The organism is Thermomonas flagellata, from assembly GCF_022419185.1.
GTDB classification, from domain to species: domain Bacteria; phylum Pseudomonadota; class Gammaproteobacteria; order Xanthomonadales; family Xanthomonadaceae; genus Thermomonas; species Thermomonas flagellata.
In genome coordinates this window covers 14,175-29,679 of record NZ_JAJOZK010000007.1, presented here as the reverse complement: position 1 = coordinate 29,679, position 15,505 = coordinate 14,175, and the positions used below count along the sequence as shown (strand labels likewise).

The window sequence follows — 15,505 nt, the reverse complement described above, 5'->3', positions numbered from 1 at the left end:
GTCGGAAGGCGGGTGGCGGGGGTTATTCGGCGGCGTGCTGTGTGGCCAGCGGATTGACCAGGGCGTCGGCGACCAGCTGGATCTGCTCGGCCAGGTGCTCGGCCAGGTGGCCGGCGGCGGGCGAGGGCGAGCGCGCGCGCCCGGCGTAACTGAGGGTCTGCTTGGGCTGCAGGCAGGCGCGCAGGTGGTGCTGGATCTGGTACCACGCGCCCTGGTTCTGCGGCTCCTCCTGGCACCACACGACCTCGGTGGCGGAGGCGAAGCGCTTGAGCTCGGCGGCCAGCTCCGGGCGCGGGAACGGATACAGCTGCTCCACCCGCACCAGCGCCACGTCCTTGATGCCCTGCTTCTGCGCCTCCTCCAGCAGGTCGTAGTAGACCTTGCCCGAGCACAGCACCACCCGGCGCACCTTCTTGGCGGTCGCGGTGGTGTCCGGGATCAGGCGCTGGAACTGGCCGTTGGCCAACTCGTCGAGGCTGGAGACCGCCAGCTTGTGGCGCAGCAGCGACTTGGGCGTCATCACCACCAGCGGCTTGCGGGTGCCCATCCGCATCTGCCGGCGGATCATGTGGAAGTCCTGCGCCGGGGTGGTCGGCGCGCACACCACCATGTTCTCCAGCGCGCACAGCTGCAGGAAGCGCTCCAGGCGCGCCGAGCTGTGCTCGGGGCCTTGGCCCTCGTAGCCGTGCGGCAGGTACAGCACCAGCCCGCACAGGCGGTCCCACTTGGCCTCGCCGGCGGCGAGGAACTGGTCGATCACGACCTGCGCGCCGTTGGCGAAGTCGCCGAACTGCGCCTCCCAGATGTCCAGCGTCATCGGGTCGGCGGTGGCGTAGCCGTATTCGAAGGCCATCACCGCCTCCTCGCTGAGCAGCGAGTCGATGATGGTCACGTCCTCCGGGTTCTGCACCAGCTGCCGCAGCGGCAGGTAATAGGCGTCGGTGTCCTGGTCGTGCAGGATCGCATGGCGGTGGAAGAAGGTGCCGCGCCCGCTGTCCTGCCCGACCAGGCGCAGGCGGTAGCCCTCGTCGAGCAGGGTGGCGTAGGCCAGGTTCTCGGCGAAGCCCCAGTCGCCGGCCAGCTCGCCGGCGGCCATCTTGCGGCGATCCTCGTAGATCTTGGCCACCCGCGGGTGCAGGCGGATGCCGTCGGGGATGGCGTTGATCTGCTGCGCCAGCGCGTCCAGGCGCGCGCGCGGCACCCGGGTGTCGACCGGGTCGGACAGGTGCGCGCGCAGGTACGGCGTCCAGTCCACGGTGAGGGCATCCGGCTGCGGCGGCGCCAGCTCGGTGGTGACCTCGCCGGCGTCCAGGCGCGCGCGGTAGGCCTCGACCATCGCTTGCGCCTCGGCCGCGGGCACCACGCCCTCCGCGTCCAGGCGCGCCGCGTACAGCTCGCGGGTGGTCGGCATCGCGCGGATCTTCCGGTACATCACCGGCTGGGTCGCCGCCGGCTCGTCGGCCTCGTTGTGGCCGTGGCGGCGGTAGCAGACCAGGTCGATCACCACGTCCTTGCCGAACGCCTGGCGGAAATCCAGCGCCAGCTCGGTGACGAACGCGACCGCCTCCGGGTCATCGCCGTTCACGTGCAGCACCGGCGCGCCGACCATCTTGGCCACGTCGGTGCAGTACAGGGTGGAGCGGGCGTCCTCGGCGGCGCTGGTGGTGAAGCCGACCTGGTTGTTGATCACGATGTGCACGGTGCCGCCGACCGCGAAGCCGCGCGCCTGCGACATCTGGAACAGCTCCATCACCACGCCCTGCCCGGCGAACGCGGCATCGCCGTGGATCAGCACCGGCAGCACCTGGCGCCGGGCCTGGTCGCCGCGGCGCAGCTGGCGCGAGCGCACGCTGCCGGTCACCACCGGGTCCACGATCTCCAGGTGCGAGGGGTTGAACGCCAGCGCCAGGTGTACCGGACCGCCCGGGGTGGCGAGGTCGCTGGAGAAGCCCATGTGGTACTTCACGTCGCCGGTGTGCGCGTGGTCCTCGCCGCGGACGTGCTCGAACTTGCCCTCGAACTCGTCGAACAGCTTGCGCGGCGGCTTGCCGAGGGTGTTGACCAGCACGTTCAGGCGGCCGCGATGGGCCATGCCCAGCACCACGTCCTTGACCCCGCCCTCGCCGGCCCGCCGCACCAACACGTCCAGCATCGGGATCAGGCTCTCGCCGCCCTCCAGCGAGAACCGCTTCTGGCCGACGTACTTGGTGTGCAGGTAGCGTTCCAGCCCCTCGGCCGCGGTCAGGCGCTCGAGGATGCGCCGCTTCTGCTCGCGGCTGCGCCCGAAGTCGCCGGCGGCGGCCTCCAGGCGCTCGTACATCCAGCGCCGCTGCTCGGCGTCGGTGATGTGCATGAACTCGGCGCCGATGCTGCCGGTGTAGGTCGCGCGCAGGCGCGCCAAGAGGTCGCCCAGGCGCATGCGCGCGTGCCCGCCCACGCCGCCGGTGCTGAATTCCACCCCGAGGTCGGCCTCGCCGAGGCGGTGGAAGGCCAGGCCGAGGTCAGGGGCGTCGGGCTTGGTGGCCAGGCCCAGCGGGTCGAGGTTGGCGGCCAGGTGCCCGCGCGAGCGGTAGGCGGTGATCAGGCGTCCGACCGCGCGCTCGCGCTCGTCGCCAGCGCCGGCGGGCGGGCAGGTGCCGTTGGCCGCCGCGCGCGCGGCCTGCTCGATCCGCGCGATCACCGCCGAATGCGGGACGTCGCCGGCCTCGCGGCCCTTGAGCTCGTCGAAGTAGCGCCGCCACTGCGGGTCCACGCTGTCGGGGGCGACCAGGTACTGCTCGTAGAGGTCCTCGAGGTAGGCGGCGTTGGCGCCGAGCTGGGAGGACCGCGCAAACTGCTTCAGGAGGCTATCCGCCATGGCGTGGGGGCGTGGCTGGTGCAAGGCATTGATCCGGCTGGGTTCGGCCGAGCGTCCGCAGGCGGATGAATACGTGCGTGAAGGGGCCGGCATTATACGCCCTGCCTCTTTCGCACTGCACCATCACGGGCTGGCGACCCTCATAGGCCGAGCGCGCGGTATTCGCTGACCGGGCGCGCGCGCTCCCAGGCCTCGGCATGCGCCAGCTGCAGCGGCCGCACCCGCGCGGGCGCGGCGAGCATGGCTTCGCCCTCGACTGGCTGGCCGCGGCGGCGCAGGTAGTAGCCGCCGGCATCGCTGGCCAGGAACGCGGCCGGATCCTCGCGGTCGACCGGATCGACCAGCTCGCGGAAGCGGAACACGCTCGGCAGCCGCTGCGCCAGCGCCAGCAGCGGCGCCAGCGCGCGCTGCGGGGCGGCGGCATCGTGCAGCAGGATGCGCACCTCGCCGCCGCGCCCGGCGGTGGCGAAGCGGCGCAGCGCGGCCAGCAGCGGCGGGCGGTCGAACAGCCCCGGATCCAGCGCGTGGCTGCGGATCCACAGCGCGCGCCGGGCCGACAGCACGATCCGCGCCGACAGCGCCAGCGCCTGCCGCGGATCGGCCACCGCCAGCGGCCCATCCAGGCGGAGCGCCATGGCCTGGTGGTCGATGCCGGCCTCGCGGAAGGGCTCGCCCTGCGCGCGGAAGCCATGGCGGGCGTAGAACGCCTGCGCCGGCCGCTGGGCGTGCAGGTGCACGCCGGCATCGCCGCGACGCGCCGCCAGCTCCAGCAGCGCCCACAGCACCGCCGCGCCGACGCCCTGGCGGCGCCAGGGTGCGCGCACCGCCATCCGCCCGATGCGGCCGTCCGGTGCCAGCCGGCCGGTGGCGACGGGCGTGCCGTCCTCCAGCCGGGCCAGCACGTGCAGGCAGGCAGGGTCGAGCGCGTCGTGCTCGAGCGCGGCCGGGACGCCCTGCTCGCGCACGAAGACCTCCTCGCGCACCGCGCGCAGCGCCGCGGCGGCGGCGTAGTCCACCGCCTCGACCCGCACCGGGCCGGGATCGCGGCTCATGCCGGGGCGTGGTCCACGCGGTAATGGCCGGCGCCGAGCAGGGCGCACACCGCAGCGCGCCCGCGTGCGCCCAGCCGCTGCCAGTCGGCACCGTCGAGGGTGTCGGCGGCGGCCAGGCGCGCGGCATCGCGCACGCCCATCGCCAGCACCTGGCCGCCGGCGTACAGCCGCGCGTCGCGCGCCGCACGCCGCCAGGCCATGCGCGACCACGGATGGCGCGCCAGCCGCGCGCCCGTGGCGAGCGCGGCGGCGAGCGTCTCGGGCGTCGGTACCACGCCGTCGCCGGCCGGTTCCATCGCGTTGCGATAGCGGGTGATGAAGCCCGCGAACCAGTCCGCCAACTGTTCCGGATCGCGCATGCGCAGCGCCTGCAGCGCGGCCACCGCGCGGCGCAGGGCGGCGCGGTCGATCTCCCACGGATCCGCCGGCGGGGCGAGGTCCGGGTCGGCGTAGCGCAGGTCGTCCGGGGCCTCGGCGGCCAGGGTGTCCACGTAGTCGCCCAGCAGTTCCGCGGCGGCCGGCGCGCGCATCCCGACCGAGAAGGTCAGGCACGGGTCCTCGGCGATGCCGTGGTGCGGCACGCCCGGCGGCAGGTAGAGCATGTCGCCCGGCGCCAGCACCCAGTCGTGGGTCGGGGTGAAGCGCTGCAGCAGCTTCAGCTCGACGTCCGGGCGGAAGTCCAGCGGCGGGTTGGGGCCGGCGTCGATCTGCCAGCGGCGGTGGCCGCGGGCCTGCAGCAGGAACACGTCGTACTGGTCCACGTGCGCGCCGACCGAGCCGCCGGTGGCGGCGAAGCTCACCATCACGTCGTCGATCCGCCAGCGCGGCAGGAACGCGAAGTGGTCGAGCAGGGCACGCAGGTCGGCGTCCCACTTGTCCATGTCCTGCACCAGCAGGGTCCAGTCGTGGTCGGGCAGGCCGGGGAAGTCGTCCTCGGCGAACGGCCCGTGGCGCACGCGCCAGCCATCGCGGGCGCGGTCGTGCTGGATCAGGCGCGCCAGCACGCCCTCCTCGCAGGCCAGCCCGGCCAGGTCCTCCGGTTCCAGCGGCGCGACATAGCCGGGGAACGCGTTGCGGATCAGCAGCGGGCGCTTCTGCCAGTACTCGCGCAGGAAGCGCGCGGGCGGCATGCCCAGCGGGAAGGGGCCGGCGGCGGCGTCGATTTCGATCGGCAGTGGCCGGCGGCGGGCGGCAGGCATGCTCAGATCTCCCGCGCCAGCCGCTCGGCCAGGCCGGTGTAGCCGGCCGGGGTCAGGTCCAGCAGGCGCTGCTTGTCGGCCGCCGGCAGGTCCAGCGTCTCGACGAAGGCGCGCATCGATTCGGCGCTGATGCCCTGGCCGCGGGTCAGCGCCTTCAGCTGCTCGTAGGGGTTCGGCAGCCCGTGGCGGCGCATCACCGTCTGCACCGCCTCGGCCAGCACTTCCCAGCTGGCGTCGAGGTCGGCGGCCAGCCGCGCCGGGTCGGCGCTGAGCTTGCCCAGCCCGCGCTGCAGGGCGTCGAAGCCGATCAGCATGTGCCCGAAGGCAGTGCCCAGCGCGCGCAGCACGGTGGAATCGGTGAGGTCGCGCTGCCAGCGGCTGATCGGCAGCTTGGCGGCGAAATGCTCGAACAGGCTGCTGGCGATGCCGAAGTTGCCTTCCGCGTTCTCGAAGTCGATCGGGTTGACCTTGTGCGGCATGGTGCTGCTGCCGACTTCGCCGGCCTTCACCGCCTGCCGGAAGTAGCCCAGCGCGATGTAGCCCCAGAGGTCGCGGCAGAGGTCGATCGCGATGGTGTCGATGCGCTTGCAGGCATCGCACAGCTCGGCGATGCCGTCGTGCGGCTCGATCTGGGTGGTGTAGGGCTGCCAGTCGAGCCCGAGCGAGGCCACGAAGCGGCGCGAGAACGCCGGCCAGTCCAGGTCCGGGTAGGCCGCCACGTGGGCGTTGTAGTTGCCGACCGCGCCGTTGATCTTGCCCGGCATCGGCAGCCCGGCCAGCACCTCGCGTTGGCGGCGCAGGCGCGCCACCACGTTGGCCAGCTCCTTGCCGACGGTGGTGGGCGAGGCGGTCTGGCCGTGGGTGCGCGCGAGCATCGGCAGCGCGGCGTATTCGTGCGCCAGCGCGCGCAGTGCCTCGATCAGCGCGTCGAGCTTCGGTAGCAGCACCTCCTGCCGCGCCCGGCGCAGCATCAGCGCGTAGGAGAGGTTGTTGATGTCCTCGCTGGTGCAGGCGAAGTGCACGAATTCCAGTGCGGGCCCGAGCTCGGCATCGTCCTTGAGGCGTTCCTTGAGGAAGTATTCGACTGCCTTGACGTCGTGGTTGGTGGTGGCTTCGATCGCCTTCACCCGCGCCGCGTCGTCCACCGAGAAGCCCGCGGCCAGCGCGCGCAGGCGCGCCACGGCGGCCGCGGAGAACGGCGCCAGCTCCGGGATGCCCGGCTCGGCGGCCAGCGCCAGCAGCCATTCCACCTCGACCTGCACCCGCGCCCGGAGCAGCCCGTATTCGGAGAAGATCGGCCGCAGCGGGTCCACCTTGCCGGCGTAGCGGCCGTCCAGCGGGGACAGGGCGGTCAGGGCAGTCGCGCTCATGGCATCCGGCGGGTGCAGGGCAATGCACGATTCTAACCCCGGGCGCGGCTATGCTCCGGCCATCGTCCACCGGAGCAGGCCATGGCCACCCGCACTTCCCACCGCAAGCCGGGCAGCGGATTGCGCACCGAACACGACAGCATGGGCCCGCTGCAGGTGCCCGCCGCCGCGCTGTGGGGCGCGCAGACCCAGCGCGCGCTCGACAACTTCCACATCTCCGGGCGGCCGCTGCCGCCGGCGTTCCTGCGTGCGCTGGCGTTGGTGAAAGCCGCCGCCGCGGTGGTCAACGGCCACCTCGGGCTGCTGGACGCGGCGCGCGCGGAGGCCATCGTGCAGGCGGCCACCGCGATCGCCGCCGGCGCGCATGCCGACCAGTTCCCGATCGACCGCTACCAGACCGGCTCGGGCACCTCCAGCAACATGAACGCCAACGAGGTGATCGCCCACCTCGCGGCGGCGGCCACCGGGCTGGCGGTGCATCCCAACGACCACGTCAACCTCGGCCAGAGCAGCAACGACGTGGTGCCGACCAGCATCCGGGTGATGGCGGTGGTGGAGGCGCGGCAGGCGCTGCTGCCGGCGCTGGCGCACCTGCGCAAGACCATCGACCGCCGCGGCAAGGCCCTGGCCGGCACCGTCAAGACCGGGCGCACCCACCTGATGGATGCGATGCCGCTGACCTTCGCGCAGGAGTTCTCGGCGTGGTCGGCGCAACTGTCCTCCGCGCAGGCGCGGATCGAGGACAGCTTGAAGCGCGTGCGCCGGCTGCCGATCGGCGGCACCGCCATCGGCACCGGCATCAATGCCCATCCGAAGTTCGGCAAGCGCGTGGCCAAGGCCCTGGCGGCCGCCACTGGCGCCAAGTTCGAGCAGGCCGGCAACACCTTCGAGGGGCTGGCCGCGCAGGACGACCTGGTGGAGCTGTCCGGCCAGCTGGCGGCGCTGGCGGTGGCGCTGATGAAGATCGGCAACGACCTGCGCTGGATGAACTCCGGGCCGCTGGCCGGCCTGGGTGAGATCGAACTGCCGGCGCTGCAGCCGGGCAGCTCGATCATGCCGGGCAAGGTCAACCCGGTGATCCCGGAGGCGCTGTGCATGGTCTGCGCACAGGTGATCGGCCTGCACCAGGCGATCGTGGTGGCCGGCCAGAGCGGCAACTTCCAGCTCAACGTGATGCTGCCGCTGATCGCCTGCAACCTCGACGAGCAGCTGGCGCTGCTGGCCAACGCCATGCGCGCGCTGGCCGATAAGGCGGTCGCCGGGCTGAAGGTGCGCACCGAGGTCGTGGCCGCCGCGCTGGACCGCAATCCGATCCTGGTGACGGCGCTCAACCCGGTGATCGGCTACGAGAAGGCCGCGGCGATCGCCAAGCGCGCCTACGCCGAAGGCCGCCCGGTGCTGGCGGTGGCGCTGGAGGACAGCGGGCTGGACGAAGCCCGCCTGCGCCGGCTGCTGGATCCGGCCGCGCTGACCCGTGGCGGCATCGGCAGCGGCGCCGGCGGCGGGGGATGACCGCCGCGGCGCCTGCCGCATCTGCCGCCGCGATCAGCCGCCGGCGGCGGTGACCGCCACCCCGCTGCCCTTGCCGTGCTTGCTGCAGTCGTCGATGTCGGACTGGGTCATGGTGGCGTAGGGCTTGAACGCCGGCAGCGAGGCCGCCAGCGACTGCTGCAGCGCCAGCAGCGGCGGCAGCTGCACGCACAGCTTGCGTGCCTCGGCTTCGATCTGGTCGCTCTTGGCCTGCATCCGGCGCTCGAAGTCCTGGCGCGCCTGCTCGCCGCCGAAGACCGCCGACAGCGCGCCGGAGACCGCCTCGCCGGCGATGTCGGCGCCCTTGCCGCCGATCGCCATCCCTGCCTCGGCTAGCGCGATCACGTGCTGGCGGTAGTCCAGCAGCTGCCGGCGCTGGGCGGCGTCGATCGCCACCGGCTTGCCGGCCACCAGCAGGTCGCCCTGCGGGGTGATCTCGGCCTTCGGCAGCGCCGCGTCCGGGCGGCGCACGCGGTGGCCATTGACATCGATGGCGAGATCGCCGTTGAGGCTGATGTTGCCCTCGCGCAGCTCCTTGCGCGCCTGTGCCAGTGCCTCCTCGACCTTGCGGCCAATCAGGTTGGAGGATCCGCCACTGCCGGCGGCGGGCTGGCCGGCCGCGGGCGGCGGGGGCGGGCCGCCCGCGGGGCTGCAGGCGGCCAGCGGCAGGGCGGCGGCGAGAACGAAGGGAGCGAATGGGGCGAAGGAAATCGGCGGAGTGCGGCGCATGGTCGGATTCCTCGAAGGCAGGGGGAGCGCAGGCTCAGGCGTCGTCGCGCCAGCGGCGCAGGCGGATGGCGAGCAGGACCATGCCCACGCCGACTGCGGCGCCGATCCAGAGGTCGGCGGTGGCCAGTGCGTGCAGGCTGCGGGTCAGGTCGAGCACGCGGCTCAGTTCGTCCGGTCCCTGGATCTGGACGCGGTCGTCGAACCCGCGCGCGGCCGGGAACCAGCTGCCCATGGCCACGCTCAGCAGCAGCCGGTAGATCACGTACCAGACCCGGCCGAGGTCGATGTTCAGGCCCAGGATGCCGGTGAGCAGGCTGATCGTGGCCGCGGCCAGCACCGGCACCAGCACGGCCCACAGGAACGGCTTGCTGCGCGCCCAGGCGGAGACCAGCATCAGCCAGCCGACCGTCGGCAGCGACCACAGCGCGTAGACCGGCAGCAGGCCGAGCAGGTAGCCGATCACGCGCAGCGGGTGGGAGTGGGTGAACACCGCGAAGCCGGCCGGCAGCCCGTTCACGGTCAGGGTCAGCGCGGTGATGACCCACAGCGCCAGGCCCACCACGACCCCGACCGCGATCGCGAGCAGCGGCGCGAGCAGCACGGCCCAGGCCAGCTTGGACAGCACCGTCTCGGTGTCGGACACCGGCAGCGACTTCCAGAACAGCACGCTGCGGTCCTTGCGCTCGTCGTACAGGCTGCCGAGGGCATAGAAGAACACCACGAACGCCAGCACCACGGCGCTGAGCACCATGCCGGCCATGAGCATGCCGTCGCCCATGCCGCCGATGACGGCGTTGAGCTTGTCGCCCTGCAGGCTCGCATCGTCGATCACCATGCCGGAGCGCACGCCCTTCTGATGGGCGGTGAGGCTGCCGGCCAGGGCACCGAGGAAGGCCAGGGTGCTGACCACGGTGCCGGCGATCAGCGGTGCCCACAGGAAGCCGCCGCGGTTCTCCCAGTATTCGCGCTTGAGCAGGGTCTTGAAGCGGCCGGAGGCCGTGAGGGTGGCGGTGTTCATGCGTAGGTCCCCTTCATGGTGGCGACGAACAGGTCGGCCAGGCCGGGCGTGCGCGTCTCGCCCAGCTCGGCCAGGCGCGCCGGGTCGGCGCCGTCGTACAGCAGCACGCTCTTGCCGAACGGCAGGCTGCGCTCGTCGATCGGCCGCAGCGCGCGCGCGGCCTCCAGCCGGTCGGCGTTGACCAGCACTTCGGTGTAGCGCTCGCCGAGGCTGTCCATCGCTGCGTCCAGCACCACCTTGCCGCCGCGGATGAACATCACGTCGGTCAGGATGTGCTCGATCTCCTCGACCTGGTGGGTGGTGACCAGGATGGTCTTGTGCTCGTCGAAGTAGTCCTCCAGCAGGCGCTGGTAGAACTGCTTGCGGTAGAGGATGTCCAGGCCGAGGGTGGGCTCGTCCAGCACCAGCAGGCGGGCGTCGATCGCCATCACCAGCGCCAGGTGCAGCTGCACGATCATGCCCTTGGACATCTCGCGCACCTTCATCTTGGGCGTGAGCTGGGTGCCTTCCAGGAAGCGCCGGCAGCGCGCGGCATCGAAGCGCGGGTGCACCCCGGCGACGAAGTCGATCGCCTGCGCCACCGTGATCCAGCGCGGCAGCACGGCCACGTCGGCGATGAAGCAGACGTCGTTCATCAGCGCATCGCGCTGGGTGCGCGGGTCGCGCCCGAGCACGTCCAGCTCGCCCTCGAACGGGATCAGGCCGAGGATGGCCTTGAGCGCGGTGGTCTTGCCGGCGCCGTTGGGGCCGATCAGGCCGACGATCCGCCCGGCGGGGATCTCGAAGCTGGCGCCGTCCAGCGCCAGCGTGTGCTTGTAGGCCTTGCGCAGGCCGCGTGCGCGGATCACGTGCGTGTTCACTTGTGCCCCCATTTGGATTGCGGATCGAGCAGTTCGGCCGGGTCCAGCCCCAGCCGCTGCATGCGCTCGAGCACCTGCGGCCATTCCTCGCGCAGGAAGCGCTCGCGCTCGCTCTGGCGCAGGCGCGCGGTGGCGCCCTCGGTCACGTACATGCCCAGCCCGCGGCGCTTCTCCACCAACTGCTCGTCCACCAGTTCCTGGTAGGCGCGCGAGACCGTGATCGGGTTGAGCTGGTACTCCGCCGCCACCTGGCGCACCGAGGGCAGGGCGTCGCCGGGCTTGAGCGCGCCGTCCAGCAGCATCGCGATCACCCGCTCCTTGAGCTGGCGGTAGATCGGGATGCCCTCGCTCCATTCCACGCCGGTCATGGCCTCACCCCCGGCGCGCGAAGGAGTAGAAGGGCATGGCGACCGACGACTGCCCGCCGCGGCGCGACGGGCGGCGCGCGTGGTCGCCGTCGGCCGCCACCGGGCCGTCGGCCGCGAGCACGGGCGTGGCCAAGTCGGCCGCCGCCGGCAGCGGTCGTGCCAGGGAGGCCAGCGCCAGCCCGAGCAGGCCGCAGGCGATGAGGCCCGTTCGCGCATTCTGGAGTCTGCGGTGCATCGCGCACCTCCTGCCTTGCATGATTGGTGTTGTAGATGACTATAACACCAGAATCGCACCGGTCAAGCCCGCTGCGCCCCAACCAATGGCATACGCGTGGCCACCATGGGATTGCCGCCCGGCGGACGGCGGCCGACAATGCGCGCGCGCCCGCCGAGCGGGTCCGCCCTCCCAGATGCCTTGGAGTCACTGCATGATCGTCCGCCCGCGCGCCTTTTGCGCGCTGCTGCTCGCCGCCGTGCTCGCGCTGCCGGCCGCCGCCCAGACCCCGGCTTCGGCGCCCGTCAGCGAACGCGACCAACTCGGCTATGCCATCGGCATGGACGTTGGCCGCTCGATTGGGCTGGCAGTGCCGGACATGGACATGGCGGCGTTCCAGCGCGCGCTGGAAAACGCGCTGGCCGGTGGCAAGCCGCTGCTGGAGCCCGCCGCGGCCAAAGCCACCGCGAATGCCCTGATGACCAGCATCAATGCGCGCCGCAGCGGCGGCAGTGCGCCGGCGCCGGATCGCCAGCAGGTCGGCTATCTGATCGGCGCCGATGTCGGCAGCAAGCTGGCGCCGGTGCGCGCCGAGTTCGACGTGCCGATGCTGGTCGCCGGCCTGCGCGCAGCTAGCACCCCCGATGCGAAGCCGGCACTGGACGATGCGCGCGTGCGCGCGCTGCTGTCCGGGCTGGCGGCCAAGGTCGCCGCCGCGCGGGCTGCTCAGCGTAGCGCACAGGCGGAGGCCAACCAGAAGGCGGGCGAGGAGTTCCTGGCCCGCAACAAGACGGTCAAGGGCGTGTTCACCACCCCCAGCGGGCTGCAGTACATGGTGCTGCGCCAGGGCAACGGGGTGCGCCCCAAGCCGGGCCAGAGCGTGCGCGTGAACTACGAAGGCCGGCTACTGGACGGCACGGTGTTCGACAGTTCCTACCGGCGCGGCGAGCCGGCCGAGTTCGGCCTCAATCAGGTCATCCCCGGCTGGACCGAGGGCCTCGGCCTGATGCCGGTCGGCGGCAAGTACCGGTTCTGGATCCCGGCCAAGCTCGCCTACGGCGAGCGCGGAACTCCCGACGGATCGATCGGTCCCAACGCCGTGCTGGAATTCGACGTCGAACTGCTGGGCGTGCAGTAGGCCCGCCGCGCCGGCCGCGCCGGCACCTTCCTCCCGCGCCCCGCGCGGGCCTGATTCCCCCGATCCCGGAGCAAGCAATCCGATGAAACCCGCCATCCGCGCCACCGCCGTCGCCCTCGCCAGCGTGCTGGCCCTGTCCGCCTGCGACAAGCCGGGCGCCAAGCCGGCCGATGCCAAGGCCGACGCCGCCAAGTCCGAGCCCGGCAAGAGCGCCTATCCCGGCCTGCCGACCGAGAAGGAGCAGATCAGCTACGCGATCGGCCTGGCGATGGGCAAGCAGCTGTCCGAGATCAAGGACGAGATCAACGTCGACACCGTGGTGAAGGCGATGCGCGCGCAGCTGGCCGGTGAGAAGGTGCTGCTCGACGACCAGCAGGCCAAGGCGGTGTTCGAGGCCTTCGCGCAGAAGATGCAGGCCAAGCAGATCGCCAAGATGATGGCCGAGGCCAAGTCCAACCTCGAGGCCGGCGAGAAGTTCCTGGCCGAGAACGCCAAGAAGCCGGGTGTGGTGACCACCCCGAGCGGGCTCGAGTACCAGGTGATCACCGAGGGCAAGGGCCCCAAGCCGGGCCCAACCGACGGGGTCAAGGTGCAGTACAAGGGCAGCCTGCTCGACGGCAAGGTGTTCGACAGCTCCTACGACCGCGGCGAGCCGGCGGTGCTGCCGTTGCAGGGCGTCATCCCGGGCTGGAGCGAGGGCCTGCAGCTGATGCCGGTCGGCTCCAAGTTCAAGTTCTGGATCCCGGCCAAGCTGGCCTACGGCGAGCAGGCGCCGCCGATGATCGGCCCCAACCAGGTGCTGGTGTTCGAGGTCGAGTTGCTGGACATCATCAAGCCGCCGAAGGGCCAGGCCCCGGCCAAGTAACCGCGCCGTCGCGGGGCGGGCGTACCCTCGCGGTGCGCCCCCCGCGCAACCCGCCGCACGGAGTTCCCAGCGCATGCGCGTGAGCATCTTCGGCACCGGCTACGTCGGCCTGGTGACCGGCACCTGCCTGGCCGAAGTCGGCCACGACGTGGTCTGCATCGACATCGACGCGGCCAAGGTCGAAGGCCTCAACCGCGGCGTGGTGCCGATCTACGAGCCGGGCCTGGAGCCGATGGTCAAGGCCAACCACGCCGCCGGCCGGCTGCGCTTCACCACCGACGCCGGCGCCGGGATCGCACACGGCGACGTGCTGTTCATCGCGGTCGGCACCCCGCCGGACGAGGACGGCAGCGCCGACCTGCAGTACGTGCTGGCGGTGGCGCGCACCATCGGCCGCCACCTGCAGCGCCCGGCGATCGTGGTGGACAAGTCCACCGTGCCGGTGGGCACCGCCGACCGCGTGCGCGCGGCGATCGCGGAGGAGCTGGCCGCGCGCGGCGCGGACCTCCGCTTCGACGTGGTCTCCAACCCGGAGTTCCTGAAGGAGGGCGCCGCGGTCGAGGACTGCATGCGCCCGGACCGGATCGTGATCGGCACCGACAGCCCGGCGGCGCTGGACACCCTGCGCCGGCTGTATGCGCCTTTCAACCGCAACCACGAGCGGATCGTGGCGATGGACGTGCGCTCGGCGGAGCTGACCAAGTACGCCGCCAACGCGATGCTGGCGACCAAGATCAGCTTCATGAACGAGATCGCCAACATCGCCGAGCAGGTCGGCGCGGACGTGGAGATGGTGCGCAAGGGCATCGGCTCCGACCCGCGCATCGGCTGGCACTTCATCTACCCCGGCGCTGGCTACGGCGGCTCCTGCTTCCCCAAGGACGTGCAGGCGCTGGCGCGCACCGCCGAGCAGTACGGGGTGACCCCGCGCCTGCTGCACGCGGTAGAGGCGGTGAATGCCGCCCAGAAGCAGCACCTGTTCGCGCTGATGGCGCGCCACTACGGCGGCGCCGAGGCCCTGCGCGGCAAGACCATCGCGCTGTGGGGGCTGGCGTTCAAGCCCAACACCGACGACATGCGCGAGGCCTCCAGTCGCACCCTGCTGGCGCAGCTGTGGCAGGCCGGTGCGCGGGTGCGCGCGTTCGATCCGGAGGCGATGGACGAGGCGCGCCGGATCTACGGCGCGCGCGCCGACCTGTGCCTGTGCGACAACGCCTATGCCGCACTCGAAGGCGCGGACGCGCTGGCGGTGGTGACCGAGTGGAAGCAGTTCCGCAGCCCGGACTTCGCGCGCCTGCGCGCGGCGCTGGCCGATGCGGTGGTGTTCGACGGCCGCAACGTGTACGCGCCCGACGAGGTCGAGGCCGCGGGCCTGGCCTACTACGGCATCGGCCGCGGCCGCTCGCTGCGGCGCCCGGAGTGAGGCGGTGGCCACCGGATCGGACAGCCACGCCCTGGAGCACCGGCTGCAGGCGCTGGAGGAACGCCTGGCCTTCCAGGAGCACGCGCTGGAGCAGCTGAGCCAGGCGCTGGCCGAGGCGCGCGCGGAGGAGGCGGCCAATGCCTTGCGCCTGCACCGCGCGCTGGAGGAGCTGCGAGAATTGCGGCGCGCGCTGGCGCTGCAGCCCGCGGTGGGCGATGCCGCCAGCGAGCCGCCGCCCCCGCATTACTGATGCCTTGCTGCGAGCCGACCATGAGCCATTCCCTGCGCGACCAACTGCTCGGACTGGGCTTCAAGGAAGCCCCGCGCGAGCCGCGGCGCCCGCCCGCGGCCGGGGCGCCGCCCGCCGGGCAGGGCGCCGGTGCCGGCAAGTCCCCGAAGTCGAAGTCCACGCAGCCCGGCAAGCCGCGCCCGGCCGGCAGGCCGCGCACCCCCGGCGAGATCGACCTCGCCCGCGCCTATGCCCTGCGCGCGCAGCAGGAGAAGCAGGAGCGGATCGCGGCCGAGCGCCAGCGCCAGGAGCAGGCGCGGCTGCGGCGCGAGGCGCGCGCGCGGCTGGAGGCCCTGCTGCAGGGGCGTGCCCTCAACGCGGCCGAGGCCGAGCACGTGCGCCATTTCGAATACGGCGGCAAGATCAAGCGCGTGCACGTGACCGCCGAGCAGCTCAAGGCGCTCAACGCTGGCCAGCTCGGGGTGGTCCAGCTGCACGGGCGCTACCTGCTGGTGGACGCGGCCACCCTGGCCGAGGCGGAGGCGGTGTTCCCGGAGGCGGTCGCGCTCAAGGTGGACCCGCAGGCGCCGGCCGCCGAGGACCCGTACGCCGACCCGCGCTACCAGGTGCCGGACGACCTGGTCTGGTGAGGC

Annotated in this window: 15 protein-coding genes; 6 read left to right on the top strand and 9 right to left on the bottom strand. The window is 72.3% G+C overall.

Annotation, left to right across the window (positions count from 1 at the left end):
- Positions 1–22: 22 nt before the first annotated feature.
- From ML340_RS07810 to purB, 4 genes are all read right to left on the bottom strand, one after another.
- Positions 23–2,857 (bottom strand): 2-oxoglutarate dehydrogenase E1 component, encoded by a 2,835-nt coding sequence (locus ML340_RS07810; RefSeq protein WP_240098419.1) that lies wholly within the window; start codon positions 2,855–2,857, stop codon positions 23–25.
- 140 nt (positions 2,858–2,997) lie between these two features.
- Positions 2,998–3,909 carry a GNAT family N-acetyltransferase gene (locus ML340_RS07805; protein WP_240098417.1) on the bottom strand — a complete coding sequence of 304 codons (912 nt, stop codon included), beginning with the start codon at positions 3,907–3,909 and terminating at the stop codon, positions 2,998–3,000.
- On the bottom strand, positions 3,906–5,108 hold the full coding sequence (locus tag ML340_RS07800; protein WP_240098415.1) for a cupin domain-containing protein: 1,203 nt from the start codon (positions 5,106–5,108) through the stop codon (positions 3,906–3,908). The genes ML340_RS07805 and ML340_RS07800 overlap by 4 nt, the downstream gene beginning before the upstream one ends.
- A gap of 2 nt (positions 5,109–5,110) precedes the next feature.
- Entirely contained in the window at positions 5,111–6,478 is a 1,368-nt protein-coding gene (purB, locus tag ML340_RS07795; protein WP_240098413.1) for an adenylosuccinate lyase, read from the bottom strand.
- A gap of 81 nt (positions 6,479–6,559) precedes the next feature.
- Between purB and ML340_RS07790 the strand changes: the two genes are divergently transcribed.
- Positions 6,560–7,990 (top strand): class II fumarate hydratase, encoded by a 1,431-nt coding sequence (locus ML340_RS07790; RefSeq protein WP_240098411.1) that lies wholly within the window; start codon positions 6,560–6,562, stop codon positions 7,988–7,990.
- 33 nt (positions 7,991–8,023) lie between these two features.
- Here the strand turns inward: ML340_RS07790 and ML340_RS07785 are convergent, their stop codons facing one another.
- Genes ML340_RS07785 through ML340_RS07765 form a run of 5 tightly spaced genes read right to left on the bottom strand, consistent with a single transcriptional unit; the run spans position 8,024 to position 11,218 of the window.
- On the bottom strand, positions 8,024–8,737 hold the full coding sequence (locus ML340_RS07785; RefSeq protein ID WP_240098409.1) for a DUF2884 family protein: 714 nt from the start codon (positions 8,735–8,737) through the stop codon (positions 8,024–8,026).
- A 34-nt stretch (positions 8,738–8,771) separates the two neighbouring features.
- Positions 8,772–9,755 (bottom strand): ABC transporter permease, encoded by a 984-nt coding sequence (locus tag ML340_RS07780; RefSeq protein WP_240098407.1) that lies wholly within the window; start codon positions 9,753–9,755, stop codon positions 8,772–8,774.
- Positions 9,752–10,615: an ABC transporter ATP-binding protein gene (locus tag ML340_RS07775; protein ID WP_425608296.1), complete on the bottom strand. Its 864-nt coding sequence runs from the start codon at positions 10,613–10,615 to the stop codon at positions 9,752–9,754. Before ML340_RS07775 ends, ML340_RS07780 begins: the two co-directional genes overlap by 4 nt.
- Positions 10,612–10,983, bottom strand: a complete 372-nt coding sequence (locus ML340_RS07770) for a GntR family transcriptional regulator (protein ID WP_240098403.1) — start codon at positions 10,981–10,983, stop codon at positions 10,612–10,614. The genes ML340_RS07775 and ML340_RS07770 overlap by 4 nt, the downstream gene beginning before the upstream one ends.
- A gap of 4 nt (positions 10,984–10,987) precedes the next feature.
- A complete protein-coding gene (locus tag ML340_RS07765) occupies positions 10,988–11,218 on the bottom strand; it encodes a hypothetical protein (protein ID WP_240098402.1) in 231 nt (76 codons plus the stop codon).
- A gap of 193 nt (positions 11,219–11,411) precedes the next feature.
- Here ML340_RS07765 and ML340_RS07760 point away from each other — a divergent pair, with 193 nt between their 5' ends.
- From ML340_RS07760 to ML340_RS07740, 5 genes are all read left to right on the top strand, one after another.
- Positions 11,412–12,335, top strand: coding sequence for an FKBP-type peptidyl-prolyl cis-trans isomerase (locus ML340_RS07760; protein WP_240098399.1), 924 nt, complete (start codon positions 11,412–11,414; stop codon positions 12,333–12,335).
- An 82-nt stretch (positions 12,336–12,417) separates the two neighbouring features.
- The gene (locus ML340_RS07755; RefSeq protein WP_240098397.1) at positions 12,418–13,200 is read left to right on the top strand and encodes an FKBP-type peptidyl-prolyl cis-trans isomerase; all 783 of its coding nucleotides are present in this window, start codon (positions 12,418–12,420) and stop codon (positions 13,198–13,200) included.
- A 73-nt stretch (positions 13,201–13,273) separates the two neighbouring features.
- Positions 13,274–14,623, top strand: coding sequence for a UDP-glucose dehydrogenase family protein (locus ML340_RS07750; protein ID WP_240098395.1), 1,350 nt, complete (start codon positions 13,274–13,276; stop codon positions 14,621–14,623).
- 4 nt (positions 14,624–14,627) lie between these two features.
- Complete coding sequence (locus ML340_RS07745) at positions 14,628–14,873, top strand: SlyX family protein (RefSeq protein WP_240098393.1); 246 nt, start codon at positions 14,628–14,630, stop codon at positions 14,871–14,873.
- A 20-nt stretch (positions 14,874–14,893) separates the two neighbouring features.
- Positions 14,894–15,502, top strand: a complete 609-nt coding sequence (locus ML340_RS07740) for a DUF2058 domain-containing protein (RefSeq protein ID WP_240098391.1) — start codon at positions 14,894–14,896, stop codon at positions 15,500–15,502.
- Positions 15,503–15,505 lie beyond the last annotated feature (3 nt).